23 protein-coding genes are annotated in these 25,027 nt (G+C 64.3%); 12 read left to right on the top strand and 11 right to left on the bottom strand.

The window, feature by feature from the left end; all coding sequences use genetic code 11:
• Positions 1 to 15: 15 nt before the first annotated feature.
• Positions 16 to 3,231: an amino acid adenylation domain-containing protein gene (locus AC1TPF_RS23870; RefSeq protein ID WP_482140197.1), complete on the bottom strand. Its 3,216-nt coding sequence runs from the start codon at positions 3,229 to 3,231 to the stop codon at positions 16 to 18.
• A gap of 90 nt (positions 3,232 to 3,321) precedes the next feature.
• Complete coding sequence (locus AC1TPF_RS23865; protein WP_482140199.1) at positions 3,322 to 4,191, bottom strand: siderophore-interacting protein; 870 nt, start codon at positions 4,189 to 4,191, stop codon at positions 3,322 to 3,324.
• Between the two features lie 146 nt (positions 4,192 to 4,337).
• Here AC1TPF_RS23865 and entS point away from each other — a divergent pair, with 146 nt between their 5' ends.
• Both entS and AC1TPF_RS23855 read left to right on the top strand, forming a co-directional pair.
• A complete protein-coding gene (gene entS / locus AC1TPF_RS23860; protein WP_482140200.1) occupies positions 4,338 to 5,615 on the top strand; it encodes an enterobactin transporter EntS in 1,278 nt (425 codons plus the stop codon).
• 50 nt (positions 5,616 to 5,665) lie between these two features.
• Positions 5,666 to 6,748 (top strand): iron-siderophore ABC transporter substrate-binding protein, encoded by a 1,083-nt coding sequence (locus AC1TPF_RS23855; RefSeq protein WP_482140202.1) that lies wholly within the window; start codon positions 5,666 to 5,668, stop codon positions 6,746 to 6,748.
• A 140-nt stretch (positions 6,749 to 6,888) separates the two neighbouring features.
• Here AC1TPF_RS23855 and AC1TPF_RS23850 read toward each other — a convergent pair whose 3' ends face one another.
• Genes AC1TPF_RS23850 through AC1TPF_RS23835 form a run of 4 tightly spaced genes read right to left on the bottom strand, consistent with a single transcriptional unit; the run spans position 6,889 to position 8,535 of the window.
• Positions 6,889 to 7,326, bottom strand: a complete 438-nt coding sequence (locus tag AC1TPF_RS23850; RefSeq protein ID WP_482140204.1) for a molybdenum cofactor biosynthesis protein MoaE — start codon at positions 7,324 to 7,326, stop codon at positions 6,889 to 6,891.
• Positions 7,326 to 7,856 carry a MogA/MoaB family molybdenum cofactor biosynthesis protein gene (locus AC1TPF_RS23845; RefSeq protein WP_482140205.1) on the bottom strand — a complete coding sequence of 177 codons (531 nt, stop codon included), beginning with the start codon at positions 7,854 to 7,856 and terminating at the stop codon, positions 7,326 to 7,328. The genes AC1TPF_RS23850 and AC1TPF_RS23845 overlap by 1 nt, the downstream gene beginning before the upstream one ends.
• Positions 7,849 to 8,343 (bottom strand): cyclic pyranopterin monophosphate synthase MoaC, encoded by a 495-nt coding sequence (moaC, locus tag AC1TPF_RS23840; protein WP_482140207.1) that lies wholly within the window; start codon positions 8,341 to 8,343, stop codon positions 7,849 to 7,851. Before moaC ends, AC1TPF_RS23845 begins: the two co-directional genes overlap by 8 nt.
• A 3-nt stretch (positions 8,344 to 8,346) precedes the next feature.
• Positions 8,347 to 8,535, bottom strand: coding sequence for a hypothetical protein (locus AC1TPF_RS23835; RefSeq protein WP_482140209.1), 189 nt, complete (start codon positions 8,533 to 8,535; stop codon positions 8,347 to 8,349).
• Between the two features lie 6 nt (positions 8,536 to 8,541).
• Between AC1TPF_RS23835 and AC1TPF_RS23830 the strand changes: the two genes are divergently transcribed.
• Both AC1TPF_RS23830 and AC1TPF_RS23825 read left to right on the top strand, forming a co-directional pair.
• The gene (locus AC1TPF_RS23830) at positions 8,542 to 10,884 is read left to right on the top strand and encodes a helicase-associated domain-containing protein (protein WP_482145474.1); all 2,343 of its coding nucleotides are present in this window, start codon (positions 8,542 to 8,544) and stop codon (positions 10,882 to 10,884) included.
• A gap of 73 nt (positions 10,885 to 10,957) precedes the next feature.
• A complete protein-coding gene (locus tag AC1TPF_RS23825; protein WP_482140213.1) occupies positions 10,958 to 12,610 on the top strand; it encodes a DNA repair helicase XPB in 1,653 nt (550 codons plus the stop codon).
• Between the two features lie 39 nt (positions 12,611 to 12,649).
• Here the strand turns inward: AC1TPF_RS23825 and AC1TPF_RS23820 are convergent, their stop codons facing one another.
• Positions 12,650 to 13,495, bottom strand: a complete 846-nt coding sequence (locus AC1TPF_RS23820) for an LppU/SCO3897 family protein (protein WP_482140215.1) — start codon at positions 13,493 to 13,495, stop codon at positions 12,650 to 12,652.
• Between the two features lie 144 nt (positions 13,496 to 13,639).
• Here AC1TPF_RS23820 and AC1TPF_RS23815 point away from each other — a divergent pair, with 144 nt between their 5' ends.
• Both AC1TPF_RS23815 and AC1TPF_RS23810 read left to right on the top strand, forming a co-directional pair.
• The gene (locus AC1TPF_RS23815; RefSeq protein ID WP_482145473.1) at positions 13,640 to 14,797 is read left to right on the top strand and encodes a pyridoxal phosphate-dependent aminotransferase; all 1,158 of its coding nucleotides are present in this window, start codon (positions 13,640 to 13,642) and stop codon (positions 14,795 to 14,797) included.
• A gap of 68 nt (positions 14,798 to 14,865) precedes the next feature.
• Positions 14,866 to 15,894, top strand: coding sequence for a zinc-binding dehydrogenase (locus AC1TPF_RS23810; protein ID WP_482145472.1), 1,029 nt, complete (start codon positions 14,866 to 14,868; stop codon positions 15,892 to 15,894).
• A 1-nt stretch (position 15,895) separates the two neighbouring features.
• Here AC1TPF_RS23810 and AC1TPF_RS23805 read toward each other — a convergent pair whose 3' ends face one another.
• Together AC1TPF_RS23805 and AC1TPF_RS23800 are read right to left on the bottom strand one after the other, a co-directional pair.
• Positions 15,896 to 16,915: a CNNM domain-containing protein gene (locus AC1TPF_RS23805; RefSeq protein ID WP_482145471.1), complete on the bottom strand. Its 1,020-nt coding sequence runs from the start codon at positions 16,913 to 16,915 to the stop codon at positions 15,896 to 15,898.
• Positions 16,908 to 18,269, bottom strand: a complete 1,362-nt coding sequence (locus AC1TPF_RS23800) for a hemolysin family protein (RefSeq protein ID WP_482145470.1) — start codon at positions 18,267 to 18,269, stop codon at positions 16,908 to 16,910. The genes AC1TPF_RS23805 and AC1TPF_RS23800 overlap by 8 nt, the downstream gene beginning before the upstream one ends.
• 213 nt (positions 18,270 to 18,482) lie before the next feature.
• Between AC1TPF_RS23800 and AC1TPF_RS23795 the strand changes: the two genes are divergently transcribed.
• Positions 18,483 to 19,118 carry an alpha-ketoglutarate-dependent dioxygenase AlkB gene (locus tag AC1TPF_RS23795; protein WP_482145469.1) on the top strand — a complete coding sequence of 212 codons (636 nt, stop codon included), beginning with the start codon at positions 18,483 to 18,485 and terminating at the stop codon, positions 19,116 to 19,118.
• Between the two features lie 72 nt (positions 19,119 to 19,190).
• Here the strand turns inward: AC1TPF_RS23795 and AC1TPF_RS23790 are convergent, their stop codons facing one another.
• A complete protein-coding gene (locus tag AC1TPF_RS23790; RefSeq protein ID WP_482145468.1) occupies positions 19,191 to 19,466 on the bottom strand; it encodes a hypothetical protein in 276 nt (91 codons plus the stop codon).
• The gene (locus AC1TPF_RS23785; protein WP_482145467.1) at positions 19,463 to 20,620 is read right to left on the bottom strand and encodes a DUF222 domain-containing protein; all 1,158 of its coding nucleotides are present in this window, start codon (positions 20,618 to 20,620) and stop codon (positions 19,463 to 19,465) included. The genes AC1TPF_RS23790 and AC1TPF_RS23785 overlap by 4 nt, the downstream gene beginning before the upstream one ends.
• A gap of 367 nt (positions 20,621 to 20,987) precedes the next feature.
• On the opposite strand from AC1TPF_RS23785, the gene AC1TPF_RS23780 reads away from it, so the two are divergent.
• From AC1TPF_RS23780 to AC1TPF_RS23760, 5 genes are all read left to right on the top strand, one after another.
• A complete protein-coding gene (locus tag AC1TPF_RS23780; protein WP_482145466.1) occupies positions 20,988 to 22,343 on the top strand; it encodes an 8-oxoguanine deaminase in 1,356 nt (451 codons plus the stop codon).
• Between the two features lie 87 nt (positions 22,344 to 22,430).
• On the top strand, positions 22,431 to 23,462 hold the full coding sequence (locus tag AC1TPF_RS23775; RefSeq protein WP_482145465.1) for an ABC transporter substrate-binding protein: 1,032 nt from the start codon (positions 22,431 to 22,433) through the stop codon (positions 23,460 to 23,462).
• A 9-nt stretch (positions 23,463 to 23,471) separates the two neighbouring features.
• The gene (locus AC1TPF_RS23770) at positions 23,472 to 23,699 is read left to right on the top strand and encodes a hypothetical protein (RefSeq protein ID WP_482140234.1); all 228 of its coding nucleotides are present in this window, start codon (positions 23,472 to 23,474) and stop codon (positions 23,697 to 23,699) included.
• Between the two features lie 33 nt (positions 23,700 to 23,732).
• On the top strand, positions 23,733 to 24,422 hold the full coding sequence (locus tag AC1TPF_RS23765) for a Rieske 2Fe-2S domain-containing protein (protein ID WP_482145464.1): 690 nt from the start codon (positions 23,733 to 23,735) through the stop codon (positions 24,420 to 24,422).
• Entirely contained in the window at positions 24,419 to 25,018 is a 600-nt protein-coding gene (locus tag AC1TPF_RS23760; protein ID WP_482145463.1) for a glutathione S-transferase family protein, read from the top strand. Before AC1TPF_RS23765 ends, AC1TPF_RS23760 begins: the two co-directional genes overlap by 4 nt.
• The last annotated feature ends 9 nt before the right edge of the window (positions 25,019 to 25,027 follow it).

The raw sequence follows: 25,027 nt of genomic DNA, 5'->3' as shown, positions 1-25,027 counted from the left end.
GTCGCGAGCCAGTCGTCACAGTAGGTTGCCTTCGCCTTCGAACTCGTCGAGCTCTTCTTGTGAGAGCCCGGTGAACACTGCGGTGTCAGGTGCCACCCGCTGCCGCGTGTGGGCCTGCGGAGGAGCCGATACGGGCGTCGCAGCCGTCACCGATGTGGCCAGCGGCGCGAGTACCGCAACGGTTCTCGATTCGAACACGTGCGCCGCCGTCAGCTTCAATCCCACCCGGGCGGCGGCACCGACCACCCGGACCGCGGTGATGCTGTCGCCGCCGAGGCCGAAGAAGTCGTCCTCGACGCCCACCTGCGCCACACCGAGCACCTGTGCAAAGACAGCACACAGCGCCGACTCGACCTCGTTCTCGGGTTCTCTGGAGTCCGTGACCATCAACGAGAAATCCGGTTCAGGCAATGCTTTACGATCGAGCTTCCCGTTGGGCGTCTGCGGGAACCCGGCCACTTCGAGTATCGCTGCCGGGATCATGTATTCGGGCAGTATCAGTCGCAGTTCATCGCGTATCTTCGCCCGGTCGACCGCCGCGCCGGCAATCACGCGGACGTACGCCACCAACTGCCCACCGGTGGCGCTCGGAATCACCCGCGCGACACATCGATCCACGCCCTTCATCGAGGCAACCGCGGTTTCCACATCTCCGAGCTCGACCCGGAACCCGCGGACCTTGACCTGATCATCGGTGCGTCCGAGACAGACGAGTCGACCATCGGTCCCCCACCGCGCGAGATCACCGGTCCGGTACATCCGGCATCCCTGCTGATCTGGATCGGCAACAAATCGGGCCGCCGTCAGATCGACCTGCCCGAAGTATCCCGTTGCGACGCCGTCACCGGCGAGATAGAGCTCCCCGACCGCGCCAACCGGGACCGGTTGCAGTGCTCTGTCGAGGACGTATGCACGGGTGTTGGCGATGGGCCTGCCGATGGTGATGTCGGCACCGGAGCTCACCGCGGCCACCGTCGACCACACTGTTGTCTCTGTGGGGCCGTACATGTTCCAGACAGTTCGCGCTGCAGCACCGAGTTCTTCGGCAACGGATTCGGGCAACGGTTCGCCGCCCACCAGAACATCGACTCCGCTCAGATCCAGAGCCGGGCCGAGCGTGAGCAACCCGGCCCACAGCGCAGGCGTCGCCTGCATGACATTCACACCGCTCGAACAGATCCGGTCCGCGAGTGCCTGCGGATCCTGGATCTCGGTATTGCCGGCCAGTACCACCGAACCACCCGAGATCAAGGGTGAGAACAATTCGAGCACCGCGATGTCGAACGAGATCGTCGTGACCGCCAACATCACGGTCTGTGGGCCGAATCCGAATCGATCACTCATGTCGCGCACCAGGTTTGCCATCGCCCGGTCGCTAATGGCAACCCCTTTGGGCAATCCGGTCGAACCCGACGTGTAGATCACGTAGGCCACCGAATGCGGTGTCCGGCGGGCGGTGCCCGACCGCCGCTGCGACCCGGCCGAATCCGGGCGAACGTCTCCGCCCGGCGCATCGAGGACAAGCGTGCGCGCGAGCTGCTGGTCGGACAAGACCCCGGCGCAGTCGGTCGTGGTGAGGATGGTCCGCGGATTGCTGTGCCCGAGCATGTATTCCACCCGGTCGGCCGGGAAGCGCGGATCGAGTGGCACGTAGGCCGCACCCGCTGCCAATGTCGCCAGCAGGGCGACAACGAGCTTCGGCGTGCGGGGCAACAGGATCGCAACTGTGTCGCCGGCACCGACACCCTGCTGCCGCAGGCGGTCGGCCAAGCGGTCGGTGGCGTTGACCAGATCGTCGTAGCGCATCGCATCATCACCCGAGATGATCGCGATGGCATCCGGCGTGCGCTTCGCCGCACTTCGAATCAGTTGCAGCACATCTGTATTCGAATCGGACTCAACACTGCGCCCCGCGATCGGCAGTGCGTCGACCTCACGCGGCGTCGCGACCGGTATCTGACCGAGGCGGGTCTGTGGTCCGGGTGCAAAGAATCGGTCGATGAACGCGACCAGACGCACGCCGAGCGCAGCGAGTTCGGATTCTGTGTACCGCTCGGAGTCGGCGTCGATGCACAACTCCACCGCCCCGGTACGTTCGACGCGCTGTGCGGTGATGCTCAGATCGGTCACCGGCCCACGAGCCAGGGATTCGACCGATGCGTCCAGTCCGGCAAAGCGGATCCGGTCGCCGAACGGTTTGATATTGATCGACGGTCCGACGATCGGCGATGATCCGGCCGACCTCACCGTCCGCGCGATGTCTTCTCCGCGGTATCTCGCGTGTGCACCGATCCGCGACCTGGTCTGCGCAAAGAACTCCATGATCTCGCGGGCGCTGCTTGTCCGAGCGGTATGTATCCGCAGCGGAACAACATTCACCGACGTCGTCGGCACCCGGGTCGCAGACGTCCCCATCCGCGCCATCATCGGGAATCCCAGGATCACGTCATCGCGATCGGTCACGCGGGCCACAAAACCGGCAACACCTGCCGCCAGTGCCTCGATCCAGGTGCCGCCGCCCGACCCCGAACCGGTCATCGCATCGACGGTCTGCGGTGCCACCATGATCCGTTCGGTCCGCACCGATGTCGCAATAGCGGCCGGACCGGCATCCGGATGTGCAAGCGAGGCAGCGGGATCTGAACCGATCACTTCCTGCGCCCAGAACTCTCGATCGATGTCGAACTGCTCGCTCGCGCGGTACCGCAGGTCGTCGTCGACCACATCCCCGACGGAGGGCACAAGGGGTTCGGCGCCGTCGTACACCGCAGAGACCTTGCGCATCAGCAACGCGATACCGAAGGCATCGAGGGCCGCATGGTGGGCGGCCAGGTGAAGAAGATGGGTCTGCGAGCCCAGGATGAGCACGGTTGCCCGCACACAGGGTTCGGATGCCGGATCAATGGCGACCGAATGCCGACGGCGCGCCCATTCCTGCACTGCCGATTCCGGTGACTGCTCCGCCGCTAGATCCACGACCTCGGTAGGGGGCGCCTGGTAACCCAGAGTCATCGCCGCACCATCGGCATCGACCGTGAACCTGGCCGTCGCCACGTCCAGGACGGCCAGTGTGGAATCCGTTGCCCGCACGAGCCGCTCGACGTCGAGCGGGCCGCTCATCCGCAAGAACTGTCCAACCACAAAGGTCGGATTCCCCGGAGCAAGTGCCTGAGCCAAGAGGACGTTCTGCGAGGCGCTGGAGGTGCGCAGAACCTGCTGACGGAGCTGCACGATGCGACTTCTCTTTCCCGAAACGACAACCGAGCCTTAGGTTAGCCTGACCAAGGCACGCCCGGTCAATCGGGATCTCGTTCGGACTGCTTACAGTCTGCCGGCCAGAGTTTCGGTCGCCTGAGCACGGAGCGTGCGGACCCGCTCGAGGACACCACCGGTGACGGGCCGGCGCCAGTAACCACTCGCATCGAGCATCGCCTTGCCGACACCCAGTGATTTCGCCACTGCGCGAAGCTCGCGAACGGTCCCGGCCTCGCCGGCAATCCACATCCAGCCATCTCCGTCGGGAAGCGACAATTCGTTGATCGCCGCGGCCAGCTGCTGACCGTCGGTGACGTCGTTGCGGCGCCGCAACCAGGTGATCCCGTTGATATCGGCCTGCTCATCGGCAGCATCGGGCACCACCGCAAACGCATGAACCGGCCTACCGGCCGGCGGTGCATCGAGGTAGTGCGCGATCGCAGGTAATGCGGTTTCGTCGCCTGCCAAGATCCACCATGGCGCACCAGCAGGCGGCGAGGTCGTCACCTTCGGTCCCGCGAGATGAATGCTGTCGCCCGGCCGCACCGCGCGGGCCCACTCACCCGCAACACCGTGACCGTGCAGCACGAAATCGATATCCAGCTCGCCTGCGACCTCGTCATAACTGCGAACCGTGTAGGACCGCGAGGTCGGCGCCGGACGCTTCGGCCAGTCGAGGTGGCCGTCGTCCTGCTCGGGCAGTGTGAGCACGTTCGTTTCAGGGTCCGAGAAGAAGAGTTTCACGTAGTCGTCCGGATTGTGCGTCGCGAACGGCGTGAGGTCGTAGCCGCCTGCACTGAACGCGCCGAGCTGTTCACCGCCCAGGGTGACGCGCCGCATATGTGGAGTCACATCGACAACCCGGACAACGTGTAGGTGCCGCAACACAATCGGCAGCGACATCCGCTCCGGCGGGACGTGTCGTTCGGTGGTCACGACTGCGCGGCCCCTTCGATTGGGTTGTGGCACACAACACTGCGATACGATCTGATCGCCTTAGGGTAGCCAAACATGATTCATCGATGACCACTGGACCACCGAACGCGCTACGCCGGCGTGGGCCACCCGAGAGGTATTGACCTGTGACAGCGGAACGAACCACCAGCAAACGCCGGGTCCTCCTCGATCTTCGACCACTGCGCGAGAGTGTGAACTTCCGTCGGATCTTCATCGCTCGGACGATTTCCCTGCTCGGGATCGGGATGCTGACGGTGTCGGTGCCGATCCAGACGTACAACCTCAGCGGATCGACGTTCCTCGTCGGCCTGGTGTCAGCATTGGGCGGTGTCGCCACGATCGGCGGCATGCTCGCAGGCGGTGTGCTCGCCGACCGATACGATCGCCGAACCCTGATCCTGTTCTCCCGGACGATGGCGGGCCTGACATTCATCGGGCTCGGCATCAACGCGATACTCCCGGCACCGTCGGTCACCGCAATCGCGGTGCTGACGGTGCTCAACGGGGCATTCGGATCGATCAGCGTTGCCGCGCTGCTGTCGGTGATCCCCAGCCTGATCCCGTCCGACCAGATGATCGGTGTCGGCGCCCTCAATGCACTGACGGTCCGACTCGGCGCGGTTCTGTCCCCGCTCCTGGCCGGCGTGATCGTGGCGACCTGGTCGGTGTCGTGGAACTACTGGATCACCACCATCGGAACGGTGATCACGATCATCATCCTGTCCGGGCTCCCCCGCCTTCCGGCGCCGACCCACGAGCCGACGGAACCAGTCGAGGGCAAGGCTGCCGCCGCCCGCGAATCCGCCGTCCAGTTCCTGCGTCGTGACCGTCTTGTCGGCGGTGTGATCGCGGTCGGTGTGATCGCGATGCTCGGCGGCGGACTGCTCGCACTGATCCCGGCATTTGTCGACGAGCGATTCTCCGGAGATTCACGGACCACCGGCTTGCTTTATGCCGCCGGTGCGATCGGGGCGGTGATCGCGTCGTTCACGAGTGGCTGGCTGTCCTACCTGCGCAGGCCCGGATTGGTGCTGGTGACCGCACTGACCATTGGCTTTGTCCTCCAGGGTGCGGTTGGCCTCACCACCACCGTCTTGCTTGCGGTGCCACTGCTGATCGCGTTCGGAGCGGCGACGACGATCCAGGAAGTGCTGCGCTACAACCTGATCCAAACCAATACCCCGGCCCCGCTACTCGGCCGCGTCAACAGCCTCTGGGCCGCACAGGAAGTCGCAGGCCTCTCGGTTGGCGCCCTGCTGGCCGGTGCCGTCGGCAGTTTCATGGCGGCATCGAGCGCAGTCACCGTCTACAGCGGCATCCTGCTTGTCATCTCACTCTGCGGAGCGGTGGTGTTGCGTCCGCTGCGGACGTATTCACCGCCGAATTCCCCGGTGATAAGGTGAGCCTTCCTTAAGATGTTCGTGGAAACACGTTGAGCGACAGGAAGACAAGAATGACGTCGGAGCGACGGTCGAAGAACATACAGTGGCGCAACCGCCTGATCGGCGTTGTCGCCGCGGGTACGGTACTCCTTCCGCTCCTTGCGGCCTGCGGGTCTGACAGCGATGGCAACCAGACGAACGATGCCCGGAAGGCAACGGACACCGCGGCCTCCTCGGAGTCGACATCCGGTTCGTTCCCGGTGACCGTGAGCGGTGCGTTCGGCGACGTCACCATCGAATCGAAGCCCGAGCGGGTCCTGGCACTGAGTCCGACCGACGCAGACATCGTCCTCTCACTCGGCGTGACCCCGATCGCCATACCCACCAGCGCACAGACCGACTCGACAACCAACGGCACCGGCCTGTTCCCCTGGGCGCAGGGCAAGTACCCGGCCGGGACACCCAAGTTGGACCTGAGCACCGCCCAGTCGTCCACTCTCGAAGCAATTCTGGCCCTCGAGCCCGACGTCATGGTCGGCACCGCGTTCTACGGCCTGGTCGACCAGACGAATGCCGCACTCGCCGACGTGGCACCGATCGTGTCGTACACGACCCAGGCGAACGGCGATTCCTGGCAGGACTCGACCCGAAAGGTCGCGAAAGCCCTTGGCCTCGAGGCCAAGGGTGAAGAGGTCATCGCCTCGGCAGATTCGACGCTCTCCGACGCCGCGGCGGCCAACCCGCAGCTCAAGGGCAAGACGTTCAACGTCCTCATCTCGCCGTCGGCATCCGACGTCTACATCCTGTGCTCGGCCGACGACAACCTGGGCCGCGTCATGAAGGAGTTCGGCATGGTGCTGTCCGACTACGCACAGAGCGTCCCGTGCACCAATGGCCGGACCCAGGTCAGCTACGAAAGCCTGGAGAAACTCGACGCCGATGTGCTGATCGTCTTCCCGGACACCTCGGACCAGATGAGTCTGCTCAGTGATCAGCAGCTGTGGACCAACATGCCTGCCGTCAAACGTGGTGCCGTCGTGGAGATCCCGAAGACCGAGTCGGTCCCGGCCGCACTGGCGTTCCCGTCAGCGCCCAGCCTCGAATGGGCCGTAGATCAGATGACCCCGAAGATCGTGGAAGCTGCGGCGAAGTAGCTGGACACGTAAGGCCAACCGGCCCACAAACAACTGGGCCCACAAGTTGAATCGGCGCGGCGGTGAACATCTCACCGCCGCGCCGATTGCTGTATCCCGAACTGTTGCGATATCCGAGCCGACCCGAAGCCGGCAAGCCCTCAGGCCGAACCAACCCATTCGTCGGTGCCGTCGGCGAAGATCTGGTGTTTCCACACCGGCAGCTGGGCTTTGACCTCGTCGACCAGGAGCGCACACGTGGCGAACGCTGCCTGCCGGTGGTCGGCTGCAACGGCGACCACCAGTGCGGCGTCGCCGATGGCGAGGTTGCCGACGCGATGCGACACCGCCACGGCACGTACACCTTCCGCGGCCGCTGCGATCTCGGCGACGACCCTTGCCACCACCTCGGCGGCGGTCGGATGGGCACTGTAGTTCAGAGCGGTCACGTCTCGGCCACCATCGTGATTACGCACGGCACCAACAAAACTCACGATTGCCCCGGCAGCACCATCGGCGGCGTCACCGGCAAGTTGTTCGTGCACAGCGGTCGACAACGGTTCCTCGGTCACGGCGGCCAACGCCACCACGGCTGCCATCAGTGATCACCTCCGTTGATCTGATCGATCGCGTGGTCCAGAACCGGCTCGAGAACCTCGAGTCCGTCCCGCACACCTCCGCTGGAGCCCGGGAGGTTGACGATCAGTGTGCGTCCCGCAGTACCGACGATGCCACGCGAGAGGACCGCGGTGGGCACCTTCGGAAGTCCGCTGCGCCGGATGGCGTCGGCCAGACCGGGTATGGCGCGGTCGATCACGGCTGCGGTTTGTTCGGGAGTGTGGTCGGTGGGTGTGAGCCCGGTTCCCCCGGTGGTGATGATGAGGGCAACTCCGGCGGCAACAGCACCACGCAGCGCCTCACCCACCGGGTCGCCGTCAGGCACTACCTGCGGCTGCCCGACCTCATAACCACGCTCACTGAGCCACCCGGCGATGATCGGCCCACAGCGGTCCGGATACACGCCGGTTGCAGCCCGTGTCGAGGCCACCACGATCGCCGCAGTGCGCGGCGCGGCGTGTTCAGACCCCGGTGAACCGGCGCTATTCCCCGGTGAATCGGCGCTATGCATCGTCGCGCTTCCAATGACCTTTCTTGCCGCCGGTCTTCTCGGCAAGTCCGATGTCGGTCATCTGCGCGCGGGGGTCGACCCCTTTGACCATGTCGTGAAGTGTGAGACCGGTAACGGCGACAGCGGTCAGCGCTTCCATCTCGACGCCGGTGCGATCGGTGGTGACGGCCGTGGCCCGCACCCCGATGGTGCTCTCACCGAGTTCGAAGTCGACGCCGACGGAACTGAGCGCCACCTGATGACAGAGCGGGATCAGTTCAGGGGTCTTCTTGGCCGCCATGATCCCGGCGATCCGGGCCGTGGCCAACGCATCACCCTTGGGCAAACCACCAGACGACAGCAGCCCGATCACTTCGGCGGTGGTCACAAAAGTGCCCGTTGCCACAGCTTTTCGGGTGGTCGCGGGCTTGCCTCCGACATCGACCATCTTCGCTGCCCCGGACTCATCGAGATGAGTCAGGCGCCCCGAATCCGATGAGGGATCCACCGATCAGCGATTGACCGTGGTGCGGGGATGGAGGTAAGGAAGATCGCTCGGATCCACCGGGAATGTGATGTCGCCAAAGGGTGACAGCGATCCGGAACGATTGGACGTGAATTCACTCACGGCGTGCTCGCCGTCCGGAACCTCAGGCCAACCATTGTCCACGTACTTCTTCTTTTCAGCCACGGCGGTCATTGTGCCATGAGCGGCGCGCATATCATCTACTGGATGAGCCCCGACCAGCCAATCAGCCTGGCCGACGACCTCGCCTCGCGCAGCGACGAACAACTGCTTGATCTGTTGCAGGCGCGGCCCGACCTGGCAAGCCCACCTCCTCCGGGTGTTGTGGTCCTCGCCCAGCGGGCGTTGTCGGCGGCCTCGATCAACCGATCCGGCGAAGATCTGGACCTGCTCGCGGTGGCCGTTCTCGAAACCCTGAGCACATTGCGACGCGAGTCCGGCGGCGAGCCCGTCGCCGCCGCTGCCATCGTCGAAGCCCTGTCACAGCGCGGCGATCCGGCCGCGATCAGCGCTCGGATCGATTCACTGATCGCGCTGGCGCTGATCTGGGGTCCACGCGTGGCACTACGTACCGGACCGCACATGCCGGCCGCGTGGCCCTGGCGCGCACCGCTGGCCACCGCGCCAATCAACATGCGCGGCCTCGAGGAGATCCGGAAGACGATCGACGCGCTCGGTGAGCGCGAACGCGAACTGTTGACCACGCTGTCCACCGGCCCCGGCCTCGGCCGAACCCGTGACGCCGCACTCGGACCGGACTCGGACCGACCGGTTCCCCAACTCGTTCACCAGGATCTGCTTGTTGTGGTGGACGATCAGACCGTCGAATTGCCGGTGGTGGTCGGGCAGCTGCTGCGCGGCGAGGATCCGGCCGAGCCCAAGACTCTGCGCCCACCGGAACTGACCGGCGGGGGCGGCCGCAAGATCGGTCTCGGCGAGGTCGACGCCGCGGCCGCGGGCGAGGCCATGGAGTTCTTGCGGCACAGCGCAGATGTGCTCGAGACCCTCGGAGCGCAGCCGGCCACGGTCCTGCGCGCAGGAGGGATGGGAGTCCGCGAGATCCGCCGCCTGACCAAAGCGGTGGGCGTGGACGAGAAACGGATGGGGCTGGTGCTCGAAGTGCTGGCGGGCCTGCGCCTGATCGACTCCGGCTTCCCCGAGCCCGACCTGTCCGACGGTCTGGAACCGTCGTGGGCACCAACAACTTCCGCCGACAGCTGGATCCATCAGAGCACCGAACGACGCTGGTTCTCGATCGCGTCGGCGTGGATCGATCTACATCGTCGCCCATGGCAGATCGGCGACCGAACCCCCGAAGGCACGACCATCGGTGCGTTGGTCGGCTCGATTTCGGAGGGCGCCGCACGCGCCGAACGAATGCTGGTGCTGCAGGCATTGGCCGAGGCCAAGCCCGGTGCCGCTGTCAGTCCCACATCGGTCGGACGACAGATCGCCTGGCGCCATCCTCGCTGGATACGTCGACTGTCACAGACAACAATTGCCGAGACACTCTCTGAAGCACAGGCATTGGGCCTGGTCGCCCACGGCGCCCTGACATCCGCGGGTCGCGAGATCGTCGCCGCCGGACCGGCCGAGGACATCGAGCCGCAGACGCTGGCCGCAATGGCACGGTCCATTCCGGCCCCCATCGACTACTTCCTGGCCCAGGCAGATCAGACGATCACCGCACCCGGTCCGCTGACACCCGAACTGATGGCCGACCTCAGCCTGGTCGCAGATCTCGAATCCGGTGGCGCCGCATCGGTGTATCGGGTCTCGGAAGCAACCGTCCGACGTGCACTCGACGCCGGACGTACCGGCACCGAGTTGCTCACCTTCTTCACCTCTCATTCGAAAACACCGGTGCCGCAGTCGATCTCCTATCTGATCGACGATGTCGCCCGCAAACACGGACAGCTCCGGGTTGGCGTCGCCAGCACGTTCATCCGATGTGAGGATCCGACGACGCTGGCCGCGGTGCTCAGCTCCCCGGTAGCCGAGGAACTCTCGCTACGTGCGTTGGCCCCGACCGTCGCCGTGACATCGGAACCGTTGATCGGCGTGCTCGATCACCTCCGGGCAGCCGGGTTCGCCCCGGCAGGCGAGGACGCCACTGGCGAACTCGTCGACCTACGGTTCCGAGGCGCCCGGCTACCGACACCACGCGAACGGCAGAGCGCCCGCAAACCGTCGCTGTCTCTGCCCAGCCGGGATCGGCTCGGCGCAGTGGTCACGCACATGCGTTCGCAGGATGCCGCCAACTCCGCAACTCTGGTCCGTCCCGGGAAGGGCGGCTCGTCGGTGACCGGCGGCGGACTGCCCGCCACCGCACTGCTGCAGAAAGCGCTGAACTCCAAGAGCACGGTGCGGCTGGGATACGTCAACGCGGAGGGCTTTGCGAGCCGTCACGTAGTGGTCCCCCGATTGATCGGCGCCGGGCAGGTGATCGCGACCGAGCCCGGCACCGACGACGAGCACCGGTTCTCGCTGCACCGCATCACCACCGTCGAAATGGTCGATTGACCTTCGGCCTGCAAAGAGAGCCACGTCACCCCTACGTGGCACAAACGCGCACTTCCCAGGACAATGAATCCTTGTGACCGACGGACCCCTGATCGTGCAATCCGACAAGACCCTGCTTCTCGAGGTCGACCATCCCCGAGCGGCCGAAGCGCGCGCCGCCATCGCGCCGTTCGCGGAGCTCGAACGCGCACCCGAACACGTGCACACCTACCGGGTGACGCCGCTGGCGCTGTGGAACGCCCGCGCGGCAGGCCACGACGCCGAACAGGTGGTAGACGCGCTGGTCAGCTTCTCGCGCTACGCCGTACCGCAGCCGCTGCTCATGGACGTCGTCGACACCATGGGCCGCTTCGGACGGCTGCAATTGGTCAAGAGTCCGGTCCACGGATTGACCCTGGTGAGCTTCGATCGCGCGGTTCTCGTGGAGATCATGCGCAACAAAAAGATCGCTCCCATGCTCGGGGACCGCGTCGACGACGACACCGTCATCGTGCATCCGTCCGAACGTGGACGGCTCAAGCAAGTACTGCTCAAGGTCGGCTGGCCTGCCGAAGACCTCGCCGGATACGTCGATGGCGAAGCCCATGCGATTTCGCTTGACGAGAACGGCTGGGAGCTGCGTGACTACCAGCAGTTGGCTGCCGATTCGTTCTGGGCAGGCGGTTCCGGTGTGGTGGTCCTGCCCTGTGGCGCAGGCAAGACGATGGTCGGCGCAGCCGCCATGGCCAAGGCTCAGGCGACCACATTGATCATGGTCACCAACACCGTGGCCGGACGCCAGTGGAAACGCGAGCTGATCGCCCGGACGTCACTCACGGAGGAAGAGATCGGCGAGTACTCCGGCGAACGCAAAGAGATCCGTCCGGTCACCATCGCGACCTATCAGGTGATGACCCGCAAGACGAAGGGCGAGTACCGCAACCTCGACCTCTTCGACTCCCGGGACTGGGGCCTGATCATCTATGACGAGGTCCATCTGCTGCCCGCTCCGGTGTTCCGGATGACCGCCGACCTCCAGTCGCGACGCCGGCTCGGCCTCACCGCCACCCTCGTGCGCGAGGACGGTCGCGAGGGCGACGTGTTCAGCCTGATCGGTCCGAAACGTTACGACGCACCGTGGAAGGACATCGAGGCACAGGGTTGGATCGCGCCTGCCGAATGCATCGAGGTGCGCGTGACCCTGACCGACAACGAACGCCTCGAATACGCCGTCGCCGAGCCGGAGGAGAAATACAAACTCTGCTCCACCGCGCACACCAAGATCAATGTGGTGAAGTCGATTCTCGCGCAGCACCAGGGTTCTCAGACGCTGGTGATCGGCGCGTATCTCGATCAGCTCGACGAACTGGGTGAAGCATTGAATGCGCCGGTGATCAAGGGTTCCACCAAGAACCAGGAACGTGAGGTGCTCTTCCAGCAGTTCCGCACCGGTGAGATACAGATCTTGGTGGTGTCGAAGGTGGCCAACTTCTCCATCGATCTGCCCGAGGCGTCCGTCGCGGTCCAGGTTTCGGGAACGTTCGGATCCCGACAGGAAGAGGCCCAGCGCCTCGGCCGCCTGCTGCGGCCGAAAGCCGATGGCGGACAGGCACACTTCTACTCGGTGGTGTCCCGCGATACCGTCGATGCCGACTATGCGGCCCACCGGCAACGCTTCCTCGCCGAACAGGGTTACGCCTACCGGATCACCGACGCCGACGACCTGCTCGGCCCTGCCATCGGCTGATCGGCAACCGGCTCATCTGCCGCACGCGTTGTCGGGCGATCAGTCGGCGGGACTGCCGAAGCAGAACCCGAGCGGCTTCGGACGATCGAACGTTATCGCGCTGGGGCAACCGGGGACGGTGGTCGAGTCGACCCTGGTCAGCACCTTGAGCACCGTGTTGATCTGGCTGCTCCCGACTTCACAGGGCACCTCTTTCATCCCGGTCAGTGACGCGACCGGGACCTCGTAACAGCTGCCTTCCTGGAAGTTGGGGACCAGACAGAGTTTCGTTTCGTCCTCACCGGCCTGCGTCAGCTCCGAATACTGCTCTCCCCCACAGGATTCGGTCCGCGAATCAAGGTTCTCCGCGACGATGAAATTCAGCGGCGAGGTCTTGCCGCAGTCGACGATGTCGAAGTCCGCATCCGAGTTGGCGCCGGTCACGGTGATGCAGTCGCCGGCTTTGACGTCGTCGATGTCGTCGGCGAGGACAACCGCCAGCGCCACCACAGCGATCACGCCTGCGACCAGAACAGCCGCGACCACCGCCAGAACCACCCACAACGTGCGCTTCTTGCGGGGTGGGGGCTGCTGGTAGTTGCCGTACTGCGGGACCGCGCCATACGGCTGGGCGAGGGGCTGCTGCGGATAGGGCTGGCCATACTGCGGATTGGCCTGGCCAGGCTGCTGCGGGTAGGGCTGACCGGGGAACGTCGGCGGCGGATAGGCCGGACCGGACGGGGGACCATAACCCGGCTGCGGCGGTGGATATGACTGACCCGGTCCCGGTTGGCCGGGCGTGCCACCGGGGTACTGCTGTCCATAGGGATTCTGCTCCCCATACGGGTTGTACCCACCCGGACCATTGGGACCCGGCGCGCCGGGATAGGGACCTTGATCTGACACGCGATACCTTCCGATGACCGAAATGCTGAGGTTCATCAGCGTAACCGCTGACGACCGCGCCACCGAGGTGAAGCAGCTCCGGCCGCCCGCGCCGCGGTAGCGTTGGAGACTGCGAGCATCTGACATCCCAGGAGGCCAACAGACATGCGGACCGTCAAGCGGCTACAACCGTTCTCGTCGACAATCTTCGCCGAGATGTCCCAGTTGGCCATCCAACACGATGCCATCAATCTCGGGCAGGGCTTCCCGGACACCGACGGCCCGGAAACCATGCTCATGGTCGCGCAGGATGCGATCGCGACCGGACACAACCAGTACCCGCCCGGCGCCGGGATCCCGGCGCTGCGGACGGCAGTCGCCCAGCATCAACTCGACCACTATGGCCTGCACTACGATCCCGACACCGAGGTCCTGATCACCGTCGGCGCGACCGAGGCCATCACCGGTGCCATTGTCGGCCTGGTCGAGGCGGGCACCGATGTGGTGATGATCGAGCCGTACTACGACTGCTATGCCGCCGCCACCGCGATGGCAGGCGCCAACCGGGTCACCGTCCCACTGGTTCCGGACGGCGACGGCTTCACCCTCGACCGCGACGCACTGGACCGTGCGATCACGTCCGATACCGCGCTGGTGATCGTCAACTCGCCGCACAACCCCACCGGTACGGTCCTTTCCGACGACGATCTGCAGGCCATCGCCAACGCCTGCATCGAGAACGACGTGGTGGCGTTGACCGACGAGGTCTACGAGCACCTGTTGTTCGACAACCGCACGCACACTCCGCTGGCAACGCTGCCTGGCATGAGGGAACGGACGCTGCGGGTCAGCTCGGCCGGTAAGACGTTCAACTGCACCGGATGGAAGGTCGGCTGGATCAGTGGTCCGGCCGAGCTCGTCGCCGCGGCCCGGACCGCCAAACAGTTCATGAGTTACGTCGGCAGCGGACCGTTCCAGCCGGCTGTGGCCTCGGCGCTGAACACCGAAATGGACTGGGTTCGCCAGTCCGCGGCCCGCCTGCAGCGCAGCCGCGATCTCATCACCAGCGCCCTGACCGATGTCGGTTTCGATGTCCACCGCAGTGAGGGCACCTACTTCGTCTGTGCCGATCCCCGTCCGCTGGGTTATCACGACGGCGCGGCGTTCTGCCGCGACCTACCCGAGCGGATCGGTGTCGCGGCGGTCCCGGTCAGCGCCTTCGTCGATCACCAGGACCAGTGGAGCCACCTGGTCAGGTTCGCTTTTGCCAAGCGCGACAATGTGATCGAACAGGCCGCAGAACGGTTGCGCGCCCTGGCCTGAAGTCGACCACCGCCACGACGACCATTCGGCTTGACTTCATGCGCGCTTGAAGTTCTACGGTCTGGTACATGGATACAACCGATACGACGTCCCGAAAGACCATGCGCGCAATCGAAGTTCAGGAATTCGGTGACCCACATGTGCTTCACCTCGGCGACGCCCCAGTCCCCTCGCCGACAGCCGGGCAAGTCCTGATCAAGGTGGCTGCTGCGGATGTGATGTTCCTCGATGCCCGCCTTCGCAGCGGCTGGGGTACCGACCACTTCGAGATGCCGTTGCCCTACATACCCGGCGGCGGCGTCGGCGGCACGATTGTCGACGTCGCGGACGGCGAGGACCGGTCGTTGCTCGGCAGGCGGGTGATCAGCAGGACCGCCGCGAGCGGAGTTGCCGGCGGGCTACCGATCGGCGGCTATGCCGAGTTCGCGCTCGCCAACGCCGACACGGTCGTACCGATCCCCGACCACCTCGCCCTCGAGGACGCCACGGCCCTGGTTCACGACGGGCGCACAGCCTTGGCGGCATTTGAAACCGCTCGGATCACCCCCGGCGATCGGGTACTGATCACCGGAGCGGCAGGCGGATTGGGAACCCTGTTGACCCAGCTGTCCCGCACCGCGGGTGCAGAGGTGATCGCAGGCGTGAGCAGTGCGACAAAAGCCCAATTGTCGACCGCTCTGGGCGCAACAGCCACCGTGCGGTACGACTCCGACAGCTGGCCGGAGCAGGTCCGCCAAGTCGCCGGTGGAGACGGGGTCGACGTGGTGTTCGACGGGGTCGGCGGATCGCTCGGAGCCATCGCCGCGGCCACCCTGCGGCACGGCGGCCGGTTCCTTGGATATGGTTCGGCGGCAGGAACTTTCGCAGACATCCAGAACACCGCGACGGACGTGACCGTCACATCGCTGCGTCAACTCGCCATCGATCCGTCCATCGATTGGCAAGCGTTGCTACACCGGGCGGTACGGATCGCCGCGGACGGCGAACTGAAGGTCCATGTCGGACAGACCTTTCCGCTCGCCGATGCCGCAGCGGCCCACACGACGATCGAATCTCGCGGCAGCCTCGGACGCACACTGCTCTTGATGACCCCGTAGGTCAGGCGCCAGCGATGGCACCCCGCGCCGGCAGCAGTTTCTTCACCACGTCGTTCATGGTCAGCAGGCCACAGGTCTGCGCCCCGTCGGTCACCACGGCCAGATGCCCGCGGGTTTCACGCATCGTCTGCAGTGCCTCGTAGACCGGGGTAGCCGCATCCAGCGTCAGCACCGGCCGCATCAGCTCCCCGGCGGTGGTGATCGGTGGCACGGTCAGGCTGTCCCGAACGTGCACCACGCCTTCGATTCCGGTACTGCCGCTGACCAGCAGCCGCAGGTGTCCGGTGGCGTATCCGGCCGCCCGAATGTCGGCGGCAGTAGCGTCCACATCGATGGAACTCGGCGCCACGCCTCGGTTCACCAGCTCACCGACGGTCAGATTCTCGAGTTCCAGAGCCACCGCCAGTTGGCCGTGGTACCGCTCGTCGAGTGTGCCCACCGTCGCCGAATGTTCCACGAGATGCCGTAGCGCGTCCGAATCCTGACCTGTGTCAACCTGATCCACCGGCGTTACACCAACCTTCACCAGGAGCCAGTTCGCCATTCTGTTCAGGGTGAGCAGCAGCGGCCGCGTGAGCCACATGAATCCTCGCATCGGCAACGCGAGCATGGTTGCAGACTTCTCGGGATGTGCGATCGCCCATGATTTCGGTGCCATCTCCCCCACCACAAGATGCAGGAAAGTGACGATGAGCAGTGCGAGAACGAATCCCAGAACATCGGCGAGCCACAGCGGGGCACCCCAGCCGTCGAACATCGGGGTGAGCCAATGGTGCACAGCCGGTTTGGTCACCGCTCCCAACGCGAGGGTGCAGACGGTGATGCCCAGCTGCGAGCCGGCCAGAAGCACCGACAGCTCCGATGCACTGCGCAACGCCGCCCGCGCCGCTCGACTGTCCGGCGCCGCATCCTCGAGTCGATGCCGTCGGGCGGCGATCAACGCGAACTCCACCGCGACAAAAAATGCCGATGCGGCGATCAGCGCCACCGTGATGGCCACGATGACCCAGGGGTTACTCATCGTCGACTCCCTTCGTCACCGTCAACGTCACGAAGAGCGTTGCGGGAACATGCGATTCGATCGATGTCACTTCCGCGATCAGCTTGCGTACCGGAGCATCGGAATCACTGGCCAGATCGGCCGGGTCCGGTTGGAGTTCGATCTCGATGAGCTCTCCGACCTCGGGCAGCCCGGCATACTGGGCGACAACCGCACCGGCCAGCGTCTCGAAGTCACCTTCGGGCAGGCTGTATCCAACGATCCGCTCGACCTCGTCGACGTGCAGTTCACCGGGCATCGTCCAGCCGTCCTCGGCGTTACCCGCCACGACTGCACCGCCTTCGGGATCGTGCTCGTCGGCGATCTCACCGACCAGCTCCTCGGCGATGTCTTCGACGGTGATGATTCCGGAGAAACCGCCGTATTCGTCGACGACCAGTGCCATCGCATCGGATTCCTCGGTCAGGTGGGCCAGCACCTGCGGGAGCGGCAACGTGGTCGGCACGACCACCGCCGGGCGTGAACGCGACAAAGCGGTCCCCGTTGTCGGGTCCTCGAGCAGATCGTGCAGGTGGATCACACCCAACAGGTCGTCCGACGTCGAACCGATCACCGGATACCGGGTGTGGCCGGTACCCATCAGTTCCACCACATCGGCTACCGGCAGGTCGGCATGCACCGTGCCCACCCTGGACCGCGGGATCATCGCGTGTTCGGCTGTCTGCGTGGGGAAGTCGAGGATCCGGTCGAGCAATGTCGACAACTCGGCAGGCAATTCGCCTGCATCCCGGGAGTTCGCGACGATGTGTTCGAGGTCGCGTGCGGTCGCCGAGTGTTCGACGTCGTGAACCGGCTCGATCCGCAATGCACGCAGAAGCAGATTCGACGATTGGTCGAACAGCCAGATCAGCCAACCGAACAGCCGGAGGTACAGCGTTGTCGATACCGCCAACCACCGTGCGACCGGTTCCGGGCGCGCGATGGCGAGGTTCTTCGGGAACAGTTCACCGAACAACATCTGCACCAGCGTCGAGAAGGCGACGGCGATGATCGCGCCGATCGCGATGCCGACACCGGTCGGGATGCCCACCCCACCCAGCAGTTCACCCACGCCCTTGCCGATGAGGGGTTCGGCGACGTAGCCGACGAGCAGGCCGGTGACAGTGATGCCCAGCTGCGCTCCGGAGAGCATGAATGACGTGCGCCGCGTAACGGTGAGCGCACGAGCGGCACTGATGTCGCCGGCCTCGGCGCGCGCCTTGAGGCGCGACCGGTCAACTGACATATATGCGAACTCTTGGGCAACGAAATAGCCGGTGAGCGCGGAGATGAGAAATACAACGAGGATGCCGAGAGCGATGGACACGAGCGTCAACGCGGAGTCGACCCCGCTTCGGCCGTCAGGTCAATGTCGAAGGGTCTATCTGTGCGCGGTGCGCTGGCCATGGCTCTTTCTGCGGTTAAGCGGGTCAATACCACTGCGCCCGGACGGGCACCAATGGTAATGGGTTCGTAAATAAACTGCGCTCTAGCATACCGGATACGGAATTTTGTCGTACATATGTTCTAATCGCGGTAGAGTCGACCCATGAGTCCCGGACGTCAGGTGTCGCTGTTCGAGGATCTGAGCGACACCTCCAAACCCACACTGAATCCGCTGCCGGGGAACGTGATCCGCCGCGAGCTCTCCGATGGCGCCTGGGTCGATCTGCGACCGGCCTGGGTCAGCGGCGCCGACGAGGTCTTCGACCGACTGCACGCAGAGGTTCCGTGGCGCGCCGAAAGACGGCAGATGTACGACCGCGTCCTCGATGTCCCCCGCCTGGTCCACCAATACCGCGACGCCGGCGATGGTCCACATCCGATGCTCGGCACGTGCCGCGACTCTCTGACGGACCACTACCGCGCAGAGTTGCCGGAGGGATTCGCCTCGGCCGGATTGTGCCTGTACCGCAACGGCAATGACAGCGTCGCCTGGCATGGCGACACCATCGGCCGGGGCAAATCCGAAGACACCATGGTTGCGATCCTCTCGCTGGGTTCTCCACGCGCACTGTTGTTGCGCCCGATCGGCGGCGGCGCATCTCTGAAGTTCACACTCGGCCACGGCGACCTGCTGGTGATGGGCGGCAGCTGTCAGCGCACCTGGCAGCACGCTGTACCGAAAACCACGGGCGTCGGCCCTCGAGTGAGTGTGCAGTTCCGTCCCCCAGGCGTCTGGTAGCCCGGGACTGCGATCTACTTGCGGCGCATCTCCACGAAGCACCGAACAAATCCGCCATAGCCGCTATTCGACTTACTGGGGATCGTCGGCGTCGGGTTCGGGTTCGGGTTCGGGTTCGTTGCCATGATCTCGGGTGAGTTTCTCTAGGTGTTGCGTCAGCGCCACCTGGCGGTCGGCCAGCGTCTTCTGCCAGGCCGCTGCGACGGTTTCGTTGGCGTGATGGGCGCGGTTGACCCGCGGTTTGCGTTCCGGGTCCACCGATACCGGCGGTATCCACCCCACCCGTCCTTTGTCGGGGCCCTCGGTGATCATGATGGTCTGCCACTGATCCGGACCATCACCGATCATTTTGTGATGCGGCGGGCCAGGCGTTGACCTTTCTGCGCGGTCCGTTTGGCCCGGCCCAGATACAGGGCTTCAGCGGAGTGGTCGGCGAATACCGCGAGATATTTGTCGGAGCGGGCCGCCAACTCCAGTGCGTCCCCGATCGGGATATCCACCCCGGAAGCGGTTTTCGCGATCCCGGCGCACTCTTCGAGTTGTTGTTTGGTCATTGTGATGATGATCTGCGCGGGCAATCCCCGATGGGACTTGCCGATTAGGTTGCATTCCAGAATGGTCTTCAGGATTGCCTTGAGCGCGTCGTGACGCATCTGGCCCCGCGAACGGGTGTCACGTTCGGCGGCTGCCTTCATCAACTCTTTATCTTGCTTGGGGTCATCGCTCGCGCCGGTGGGCGAGTTGGGGTCGGCAGGGTTGTTCATCCCCGGTGCGGCCCACACATCCATCACGGTGGTCAGCAATGCCAATGTTTCTGGATCGAGGGTGCCTGAGATTTTGGCCATCAGATCCACACCTTGATCGCCGATACTCACCGAGCGTCTGCGGGCCCGATCACTGTCGTCGGTCAGTCGGCCATCGGGATCGACCCGGGCCAACACTTGACGGCCCGCAGCAGCCAGGCGGGTCGGATCGGACTCGACGGCTTCTTCGGTCATCCACTGATCGACCACGTCATACACGGCCGGATCAGCAGCTGAGGGGATCTGTTTGCGTACATCCAGCATCACATCCATATGCGAGGCGCCGATTAACCCTTGGGACCAGGCTTGTTCGGCGGCAGGGCATTTCGGTGCCAGCTCTTCGCCCTGCATCGTGTGGAATCGGCCGACAGCTTCCAGGCCGCGGATCCTGGACATGGTTTGGCCTTTGGTCAGCCGCAACTCGCCACGGGTGAAACCAAACAGTGATGAATACCCGGCCTTCGAAAACGACGACCGATCCGAGACCACCAATAGGTGTCGCAACCCGGTGAGCTCGAGCTTACGGGCGATCCGTTCATGCACCCGCACAAGCTCATTGACTTCCGCATCGGACATATCGGAATCAGTGCAGTCCACGATATCGGCAACCAGTAACTCCAACTCGAGATATTTGCGCACCAACACCGGAACCGAAGAAGAACCAACAGTAACTTCATCAGACGGATCGTCAGTCATCATGCCCCCCAGCACATCTGATCGCCAGCTTTCAACCAGGATACCCTGGAGAACGCGATGTGTCGAATGTTTGTTCGAATCGCGTGGAGGCCTAGGCGCGGGCAGCGAAGGGCGTACAACCCATCAACCGGTTCCGCTTAACCGCCACCCTGTGCCCAAACCGGTTACGCAGCGTTAACATCGCCGTTTCACCAAAGACAAACGGCAACCGTAACTTCAGGAACTACCGGCCAGAACGATTGAGCCGGAACAGTCCGCCCGGCATCGCCGGACACGATCTGGAGCTCCCCTCCAGAAGAGGACATTCACCTCCAGTGGTGGGCGCGAGGGCCATCACAGACGAAAGTTGTCTGGCACACTGGAGGATTGAATGTACGACCTGCTTTTTCGTGATATCGGACATCTCATGCTGGAGCCGGGTAACGAACTCACTGACGCCTGGCTAGCGGTGTCGGACGGCCGCGTAGCCGCCTTCGGATCCGCCGGGACCGAGCCCGAAGCGATCGAAATCCGATCTCTGGGCGGACGATTGGTGACTCCTGGCCTGATCAACACCCATCATCACATCTATCAGAATCTGACCCGTTCCTACGGTCCTGTGGTAAACGGTTCGCTGTTCGACTGGCTTACGGGTCTTTATCCGATCTGGTCGATGCTCGATGAGGAAGCGGTGTACGTGTCGACGTACATCGGGCTCACCGAGTTGCTGCTCGGCGGCTGCACCACGTCCACCGATCACCTCTATGTGCACCCACGACCCAATCTGATCGATGCCCAGATCCGCGCGGCCAATGACATCGGCTTCCGGTTCTACCCGACTCGCGGATCGATGTCGTTGTCCGTCAAGGACGGTGGGCTTCCGCCGGACAGCGTTACGCAGACCGCTGAGGCAATCCTCGAGGACTCCGAACGCCTGATCAAGCGGTACCACGACCCGAAACCGGGCGCGATGACACGTATCGGCCTCGCACCGTGTTCACCCTTCTCGGTCGATGACACGCTCATGCGTGCCACCGCCGAGCTGGCCGAGAAACACGATGTCCGCATGCACACGCACCTAGCCGAGGACACCGACGAGCACACCTACTGCCTGGAAAAGTACGGCCGTACGCCGGTCGAGCACTTCGAGGACGTGGGCTGGGCCGGACCTCGGTCATGGGTGGCGCACTTCATCTTTCCCAGCGATGTCGAGGCCCGGCGGTTGGCGTCGGCAGGCGTCGGCGTTGCCCACTGTCCCAGTTCGAATATGTTGATCGGCGGCGGAACCGCCAAGGTCCGAACCCTTCGTGAGCACGGCATGGCCGTTGGTCTCGGTTGCGACGGCTCGGCGTCCACCGATCACGCCTCGATGTGGCTAGAGGCGCGAACCGCCCTGCTACTGGCCAGGTTCCAGGGTGGACCTACCGCGATGACGGCCCGCGATGCCCTCGACATCGCCACCGTCGGCTCGGCGCGATGCCTCGGATGGGACGACGAACTGGGGCGGCTCACAGTGGGATCCCTCGCCGATCTGGTCGCGTGGCACCTCGACCCGGTGTCCTTGGCCGGAGCGCTCTCCGATCCCGTTGAGGCATTACTTCGCTGCGGTCCCGCACGTGCATGGACAACCGTCGTGAACGGCAAAGTTGTTGTCGACGAGGGACAACCGGTATCTGCTGCCTTGCCCGATATGTTGCGTGAACATCGCCGTATCGCCACGCGAATGCAAACGGCCGTCCTGACCTGAGACCGGTCTCTCGGTCTCGCCACACACTTCCCAATGCCAACCGCAAGTGCCCCTCCCCGCACACGTCTTCACCACAAGGAGAACCCCATGTCCCACGCAGGATTCTCGCTGTCCCGCCGCAGTCTGCTCAAGGGCGGTCTCGGTCTCGGAGCAATCGCCCTCGGCGGGCCCACGCTGCTCACGGCCTGCTCCGATTCGTCGACTTCGGTGGCGGCCGACGGCACCACCTCCATCGACTACCAGCTCAGCTGGCTGCCGACCACCGAACACTCGGGTAGCTGGATCGCCTCTGACACCGGCCTGTACGCGAACAACAAGCTCAAGGTGGGTTTCCTCAACGGTGGCCCCAACGTCAGTCCTGACACCGTGGTGATGTCCGGCAAGGCAGCGGTCGGTGGAAGCAACGCCGATGTGGTCGCCAACGCGATCACCCAGGGCGCCGATCTCAAGGTCTTCGGCACCCGTTTCCAGAAGAGTCCCTTCTGCATCCTGTCTCTCGCGGACTCTCCCATCAATTCCCCGCAGGAGATGATCGGGAAGAAGATCGGTGTTGCCGCACTCAATGAGACGTCGTTCAACCTGTTGTTGCAGATCAACAACATCGACCCGGACAGTATCGAGGTCGTTCCGGTTCAGTTCGATCCCGCGCCCGTGGTCAACAGGGAGGTGGACGGCCAGGTCGTCTTTGTCATCAACGAGCCCACCCAACTCGAGGCCAAAGGCATTGCCACCAACACCTTCCTGTTCGCCGACTTCGGCTATGCGGTGTTCTCGGGTGTCTACTTCGCCAAGACCGAGACCGTCGAGACGAATCCCGAGATGCTCGCCGGATTCCTTCGGTCGGAACGACTCGGATGGCAGGCAAATGTGGCCGATCCTGCTCTCGGCACCGATCTGACCCTCAACGTCTTCGGCAAAGACCAGGGCTTCGACCGCGCACAGCAATTGCTCGAGTCGCAGACCCTGCCGCAGATCATGGTCACCCCCGACACCGATGCCGGCGGACTGCTCACCCTGCCACCGGCCTTGATCGAGAAGAACATCGCCACGTTGTCCGCGAACGGGATCGACGTGACCGCGGATCAGCTGTTCACCACCAAGATCCTCGACATGATCTGAGTGACGGACATGGCGGCAACCCTGATCCTGAGTGGAGATCTGATGCCGGATACATTCTGCGACTTCATCATCGCGCGAGCCGAAGTTCTCGACGTGGACGCGGTGGTACTGGAAGCCGCCCCGCATCGGATCGTCGTGCGGGTGAGCGGCCAACACGACCTCGTCGGAGCCTTCGAGATGGCCTGCGAACTCGCGCCCGGAAGCAGCGTTGTCCACGACGTCGCCCACCTCGACTGAACACGAGCAACCCAAGAGAAAGGAATCACCGAGATGCTCCCATCTCACCCCAACCTGTCCTCGGGTTGGGCACCGGTCGCGCTGAGCCGCGACGTGCCTTCTGGCTCGGCGACAGACACGACGCTGGGCGGCGACGGCATCGCACTGTGGCGGGGAGGCGACGGACTCGTCCATGCGTGGGCCGACCGTTGCCCGCATCGCGGCATGCGTCTGAGCCTGGGTTTCGTCCGCGAGAATCGGCTCGTATGCCTTTACCACGGTTGGGAATACGAATCCGCGGGAGGATGCCGGAACATACCCGCCCATCCTGATGTCGATCCACCGAGCTCGGTCCGGGCGGATAGATACCGCGTCACCGAACGTTACGGGATGGTGTGGCTGGACGGCCGATCCGGTGCCACCAGAGGCGAGATCGAATGCGCCCCGGATATGCCGCCGGAATACTCTGCGACGCCGGCATGTTCGGTGTACATCGACGCCGCGGTCCCCCGGGTCCTGGAATCCCTCGCCTCACGTACGGACAACATGCAACATGCGGACAACCTCGTCCACATGACCGTCGACGGCCACGAGCTCGTCATCGGTATCCAGGTCCGCAACGAGAACACAACCGTGATCCACATCTGTGTCGTCGGTGCCGACTCGGCTCTGGTACGCCAGATCATCCTGTGGGCACATGCATTTCGCGATGAGATGAATGCACCTGCGGCGGTGGCATCGTGAGTGAGTTGCTGCTCGATGACTTCGAACTCGATCTCGACTGCTACAAGGTGCGGCTCGGGTTGGCGCTACTCGGTATCGAGTATGCAAAAGTACCCGTGAACTGCTATCCGCTGCCCCCCGGCTCTGCAACAGAAGTGCCTGTTCTGCGCCATGGCGACCGCACCATACGCGGCGCCGAGAACGCCCTGCTGTATCTGGCGACGGAGTTCGCGACCGACACCACCTGGGCGTCTGGAGAATCCGTGGACGGCTCTCGGCTCACCCACTGGCTCGATTTCTGTGCCAACGCATTCGGCACGATCACTGCGGCGCGCGATCTCGCCCTCTACAGCACCGACCCGCTGGATGAGGCCGTCGCCCGGGCGAAAGTGGCTGTGCAACAACTCGATGACCACCTCGCGCTGCAACGGATCGACAATCACTGGGTCATCGGCCCACATCCCAGCATCGCCGACATCGCACTGTTCGCCGGCGGGGCCCTCACCCGGGATATCGGCATCGACCGCGGGCGCTATCCGGCGCTGCGGTGGTGGATGCGGCGCATGCAGTCACTGCCTGGCTTCATCGCGATGCCCGGCATCCCCGTCTTCCCCTGACACCCGAGA

This window comes from Williamsia sp. Y853 (assembly GCF_056786495.1).
This window is presented reverse-complemented; position numbering and strand designations above follow the sequence as displayed.